Here is a 5,597-nt window from a genome sequence, read left to right on the forward strand (position 1 = left end):
TTTTTATGTTTATTTTTGAACTGATACGCCTCCCCCCGAGGTCTAAACACTGCATATCGTCGGCAGGGTCAGATGTGTATAAGCGACAGGGGCGGGGCTCACGGGGGTTCAGCCGCCGTGGGTTCCGGTCTCCCGAACCGCCGTGCCGCCCCCCGCTCGCGCGGTACTCTCTCATCAACTGGCGCTGCCGCAGCACAGGTTGACCCCTTGAACGCAAGGGGCACGTCGAGAGAAGACGCACCGGGGGACCCATGGCAGACCAGCGGCACCACGCGCCGCCCTACTCCGAGGCGTCCGGTCACGCCGCGCTGGAGCAGGTCGGCGCCACTCCGCTGAAGTCCGCGGACCCGCGACGCATCGGACCGTACGTACCGCTCGGGCTGCTCGGCAGTGGCGGCATGGGCCGCGTCTATCTGGCACGGCCCGCCGACGACCGCCCGAGGCTCGCCGCGGTGAAGGTGATCCGGCCCGAGTACGCCGAGGACACCCGCTTCCGGCGGCGGTTCGAACGGGAGGCCGCCGTGCACGGGCGGGTCCGTACGCCGTACGCACCGCAGTTGCTCGGTACCGGGTTCGAGGACGACACCCTGCTGTGGATGGCCGTCGAGTACCTGCCGGGCGTGGACCTCGCCGAGGCCGTCCGCGCGTGCGGCGGGCTGGAGGCGGCCGGGCTGTGGTGGCTGGCGGCGGAGCTCGGGCGGGCGCTGTCGGCACTGGCCGACGCCGGGGTCGTGCACCGGGATCTCAAGCCGTCCAACGTCCTCCTGACGCAGCAGGCCGTGCACGTGATCGACTTCGGCATCTCGCAGGCCGTGGACAGCAGTGCGATCACCACGACCGGGCACCGGGTCGGCAGCCCCGCCTACATGGCGCCCGAGTATCTGCGGGACGGCCGCTGCGACACCGCCTCCGACGTGTTCTCCCTCGGCTGCTCGCTCGTGTACGCCGTCACCGGGCACGCCCCGTTCGGCGACGGGACCGGCACGGACGTGATGCACCGCGTCGCGTTCGAGGAGCCCAGGGCGGAGACCATGGCCGAAGTCTCGGCGCTGGACCCCGCGTTGGCGGCCCTGCTGTCCGCCTGCCTCGCCAAGGACCCCGCCGGGCGGCCCACTCCGGACCAGTTGACCGACGCGGCGGTGGCCGCGTCGCACGGCCGCGCACACTCCTGGCAGGAACCGCTGCGCGAGCGCCTGCTCGCCCGGCGACGGGGCTGCGAGCTGCTGGAAGCCGCCTCGGCCCAGCAGACGGTCCACTTCCGTACGCCCACGGAGATCGTGGCCTCCCCCGCCCCGGGACCCGCGTTCGGCCCGCCGACACCGCCGGGCGCGTACGGTCCGCCGCCATCCGCACCACGTGAGGTTCCAGATCCCGAGCACAGCACAAAGCGCAGGAAGCGGTACCTCGCCGTGGTCGCGGGGCTCGCCGTGGTGGCCGTGGCGGTGAGCGCCTTCCTGTTCACGCGCCCGGACTCCGGCACCAACGCCTCGTCGGACACGACCGTCGAGACCACCGCCGACGACGGGGCGGCCGCGTCACCCTCCGGTTCCTCCACTTCGCCCTCTCCCTCCTCCAGCAAGGAGAAGGACAGGGGCGACAAGGACGACAAGGAGAAGGGGACGGGGACGGGGACGGACGGTTCGCCAGGCTCCGCCGGTGGCGCGGGCGGTACGCGGCCCACAGCCACCGTCACCGCCACTCCCGGCGGCGACAACGGCGGCGGCTCCGGCACCGCTCCCAGTGCCGCCCCCACCAAGTCCGCGACGAAACCCGCCATCCCGCCGTGGATCTCCCAGTGCACGTACTACTCCGGCACCGAGCTGACCCGGTACGGCGACAAGAACCAGCGGGTCACACAGGTGCAGTGCATGCTGCTCAAGCGCGGCTACGGCCTCGGCGCCGCAGGGGTCGACGGCCAGTTCGGCGACGACACCCTGTCGGCGGTCAAGCAGTTCCAGGGAGCCAAGGGGCTGGACGTCGACGGCGAGGTGGGCCCCAACACCTGGGGCGCCCTGCGCAGTTCGACGTGATGCCGTACCAAGAGCAACTTGGTACGGCATCGGCGTCCGCCACCGGCCTCAGTGGAAGAAGTGCCGCGTCCCCGTGAAGTACATCGTGATGCCCGCCTTCTGGGCGGCCTCGACGACCAGCTCGTCGCGGACCGAACCGCCGGGCTGGACGATGGCCTTGACGCCGGCGGCGCTCAGCACGTCGATGTTGTCGGGGAACGGGAAGAACGCGTCCGACGCGACGTACGAGCCCCGGGCCCGCTCCTCCCCGGCCCGCTCGACGGCCAGCTTGCAGGAGTCCACGCGGTTGACCTGCCCCATGCCGACGCCCACCGAGGCGCCGTCCTTGGCGAGCAGGATCGCGTTGGACTTGACGGCCCGGCAGGCCTTCCAGGCGAAGGCCAGCTCGGCCAGTTCCCCGCCGGTGAGCGCCTCACCGGTCGCCAGGGTCCAGCCCGAGGGGTCGTCGCCGTCGGCCTGCAGCCGGTCGGTCACCTGGAGCAGCGCGCCGCCGTCGACGGGCTTGAGCTCGACGGGGTTCGCCGGGCCGTTCGGCGCCTTCAGCACCCGGATGTTCTTCTTCTTGGTGAGGGCCTCCAGCGCGCCGTCCTCGTAGTCGGGCGCCACGATGACCTCGGTGAAGATCTCCGCGACCTGCTCGGCCATCTCCTTGCTGACCGGCCGGTTGACGGCGATGACCCCGCCGAACGCCGACAGCGGGTCACAGGCGTGCGCCTTGCGGTGGGCCTCGGCGACATCCGCGCCGATCGCGATACCGCAGGGGTTGGCGTGCTTGATGATCGCGACGGCCGGCTCGTCGTGGTCGTACGCGGCACGGCGGGCGGCGTCCGTGTCCGTGTAGTTGTTGTACGACATCTCCTTGCCGTGCAGCTGCTCGGCCTCGGCGAGACCGCCCGTGCCCGAGGTGTACAGGGCGGCGGGCTGGTGCGGGTTCTCGCCGTAGCGCAGGGTGTGCGCGCGCTCCCAGGTGGCGCCGAGGAAGTCGGGGAACTGGGAGTCGTCGAGGGGCGCGTAGGAGGAGGCGAACCAGGAGGCGACGGCGACGTCGTACGCGGCCGTGTGCTGGAACGCCTCGGCGGCGAGCCGCTTGCGGGCGGGGAGGTCGAATCCGCCGTCCTTGAGGGCCGACAGGACGTCGGCGTACCGGGCCGGGCTGGTGACGACGGCGACGGACGGGTGGTTCTTGGCGGCGGCCCGCACCATGGACGGACCGCCGATGTCGATCTGCTCGACGCACTCGTCGGGGGTGGCGCCGGAGGCGACGGTCTCACGGAACGGGTAGAGGTTGACCACGACGAGGTCGAACGGCTCCACCCCGAGCTCGGCGAGCTGCCGCTGGTGGTCCTCCAGGCGCAGGTCGGCGAGGATGCCCGCGTGGACCTTGGGGTGGAGGGTCTTGACCCGGCCGTCCAGGCACTCGGGGAAGCCGGTGAGTTCCTCGACCTTGGTGACGGGGACGCCGGAGTCGGCGATACGGGAGGCGGTGGACCCGGTGGACACGATCTGGACCCCGGCCTCGTGCAGTCCGCGCGCGAGCTCCTCGAGCCCGGTCTTGTCGTAGACGCTGACGAGCGCCCGGCGGAGGGGCCGCTTGTTGATGTCGGCGGTCACTGGATAACTACCTTTCGTCCCTCAATGCGATAGCCGTTGCGGGCGATCCGCCCCACGACATCGACGAGCAGCCTTCGCTCGACTTCCTTGATGCGCTCGTGCAGAGCGCTCTCGTCGTCCTCGTCCCGGACCTCCACCACGCCCTGAGCGATGATCGGTCCGGTGTCGACGCCGTCGTCGACGAAGTGGACGGTGCATCCGGTGACCTTGGCGCCGTACGCGAGCGCGTCCCGTACGCCGTGGGTTCCCGGGAAACTGGGCAGCAGAGCGGGATGCGTGTTCACGAACCGCCCGCCGAACCGCGCCAGGAACTCCTTACCGACGATCTTCATGAACCCGGCGGAGACGACGAGGTCCGGCTCGTGGGCGGCGACGGCCTCGGCGAGCGCGGCGTCCCACTCCTCGCGGGTGGTGTAGTCCTTCACCCGCACCACGAAGGTCGGCAGCCCCGCGCGCTCGGCGCGGGCGAGCCCCTCGATGCCACCACGGTCGGCACCGACGGCCACGATCTCGGCGCCGTAGGCCTCGGCACCCACCTCGTCGATGGCATCCAGCAGCGCCTGCAGATTGGTCCCGGATCCGGAAACCAGGACGACAAGGCGCCTGGCCGCGGACTTGACCACGGGCTCGGCCACGGCGGGGCCCTTTCTCGGGGAGTCTTTTGTACGGTCGTACGAATGCTTCACGCCCCCTGATACGGGGAAGTCTACGAAGCGGTCGACCGCCAGCAACGATACCGGCACACCGGACGGCCCCCACGGGACGGGGGCGTGGCCGGAAGGTACCGTCTGGGAAGCATCCGGCCGGGGAACGCAGATCGGCGAGGGGAACGCCTTGCTCCCCTGGGACGTTGACGAAGGACGGATACGAAGGTTTCAGCAGCGCCGGGGGACCGGCGTTCCAGCAGCACCGAAGTACCGACGGACCCGTTCCGGACGTACTGATCCCAGCACTGATTCCAAGGGGAAGACGCACACCTGATGCCGGACCGCAGCCTCCGCCTTCCACCGCTCCTGCTGCGTGAGCGGCGTTCTTCGCCCACCCCGCCGCGGGAGAGCGAGGGCACGCCCGAAACCGGCCAGGGCGACAAGGGTGGGCGTGGGGCGCAGGCCCCGGGCGACGACAACCCCTTCGCGCCACCGCCGGAGGGCACACCCGACCGCCCGTGGCAGCCGCGCCGCCCCGCGGGCGGCAAGGAAGGGGACCACGAAGGGAACTCGCCCTGGGGCAGCCAGTGGAGCGACCGCCAGCCCGGCCGTTCGAACGGCGGCGGCTTCGGCGACCGCCCCCGTCCCTCCGGTGGCGGACAGGGCGGCCCCGAGGGCGGTCCGGGCGGCTCCAACCTGCGCTGGGACCCGACGGACCCGGCCCAGCGCCGCGCGCGGTACGCCCTGCTCGCCGGTATGTGGGCGTTCTTCTTCTCCCTCTTCAGCTGGCCGTACGTGGCGCTGCTGCTCGGCGCGCTGGCTCTCTACTGGGGCATCAGCGCGCTGCGCGCCAAGCCGCGCCGCCCCGATCCCAGCTCTCCGGCCCCAGAGCAGAGCGGCCGCCCCCAGACCACGGCGGCGATCAGCGGCCTGGTGACCGCGTCACTGGCCCTGACCATGGTGGCCGCCACCTTCACCGCCCAGCTGGTCTACAGCGACTACTACACCTGCACCAACGACGCCCTCACCACCGCCTCGCAGAAGTCCTGCGAGAAGCTCCTCCCGGAGGAACTCCGCGGCGTACTGGGCACCCGCTGACGCTACGGGTGGGTGCGGTCCGGAGGGTCCGTGGGGTCTACGGGGTCCGTGAGGGCTGCCGTGGCTCTGCGGAGTGCCGCCCAGCGGGTCTCACGGGACGCGTCGTCGTGCCAGGGGGTGCCCGTGGGGTCGAGGGGGAGGAAGTCGTAGGGCTCGACGCCGGAGCCTGAGCGGCGACGAGCTGCGGTGGAGGAGGGTGAGGGGCTGGGGG

General features: G+C 71.4%; 4 protein-coding genes and 1 pseudogene. 2 read left to right on the plus strand and 3 right to left on the minus strand.

Annotated elements, in window-relative coordinates:
• The first annotated feature begins 251 nt into the window (after nucleotides 1-251).
• Nucleotides 252-2,030 carry a serine/threonine-protein kinase gene (locus tag FNH08_RS43260; RefSeq protein ID WP_152776994.1) on the plus strand — a complete coding sequence of 593 codons (1,779 nt, stop codon included), beginning with the start codon at nucleotides 252-254 and terminating at the stop codon, nucleotides 2,028-2,030.
• Between the two features lie 48 nt (nucleotides 2,031-2,078).
• Here the strand turns inward: FNH08_RS43260 and purH are convergent, their stop codons facing one another.
• Together purH and purN are read right to left on the minus strand one after the other, a co-directional pair.
• Entirely contained in the window at nucleotides 2,079-3,641 is a 1,563-nt protein-coding gene (gene purH / locus FNH08_RS43265) for a bifunctional phosphoribosylaminoimidazolecarboxamide formyltransferase/IMP cyclohydrolase (RefSeq protein WP_322726390.1), read from the minus strand.
• The gene (gene purN, locus FNH08_RS43270; RefSeq protein ID WP_322726391.1) at nucleotides 3,638-4,276 is read right to left on the minus strand and encodes a phosphoribosylglycinamide formyltransferase; all 639 of its coding nucleotides are present in this window, start codon (nucleotides 4,274-4,276) and stop codon (nucleotides 3,638-3,640) included. The genes purH and purN overlap by 4 nt, the downstream gene beginning before the upstream one ends.
• A gap of 345 nt (nucleotides 4,277-4,621) precedes the next feature.
• On the opposite strand from purN, the gene FNH08_RS43275 reads away from it, so the two are divergent.
• Nucleotides 4,622-5,386 (plus strand): hypothetical protein, encoded by a 765-nt coding sequence (locus tag FNH08_RS43275; RefSeq protein ID WP_152776995.1) that lies wholly within the window; start codon nucleotides 4,622-4,624, stop codon nucleotides 5,384-5,386.
• Between the two features lie 2 nt (nucleotides 5,387-5,388).
• On the opposite strand, the pseudogene FNH08_RS52700 reads toward FNH08_RS43275, so the two are convergent.
• Nucleotides 5,389-5,597: pseudogene (locus FNH08_RS52700) on the minus strand (DUF6350 family protein); the annotation flags it as partial.

The sequence above is a fragment of the Streptomyces spongiae genome (assembly GCF_009377185.1).
Taxonomy (GTDB): Bacteria; Actinomycetota; Actinomycetes; order Streptomycetales; family Streptomycetaceae; genus Streptomyces; species Streptomyces spongiae.

Excerpts from the sequence above, each read along its gene's own strand:
- FNH08_RS43260 (WP_152776994.1), top strand. The coding sequence starts at position 252 with ATGGCAGACCAGCGGCACCACGCGCCGCCCTACTCCGAGGCGTCCGGT.
- FNH08_RS43275 (WP_152776995.1), top strand. The coding sequence starts at position 4,622 with ATGCCGGACCGCAGCCTCCGCCTTCCACCGCTCCTGCTGCGTGAGCGG.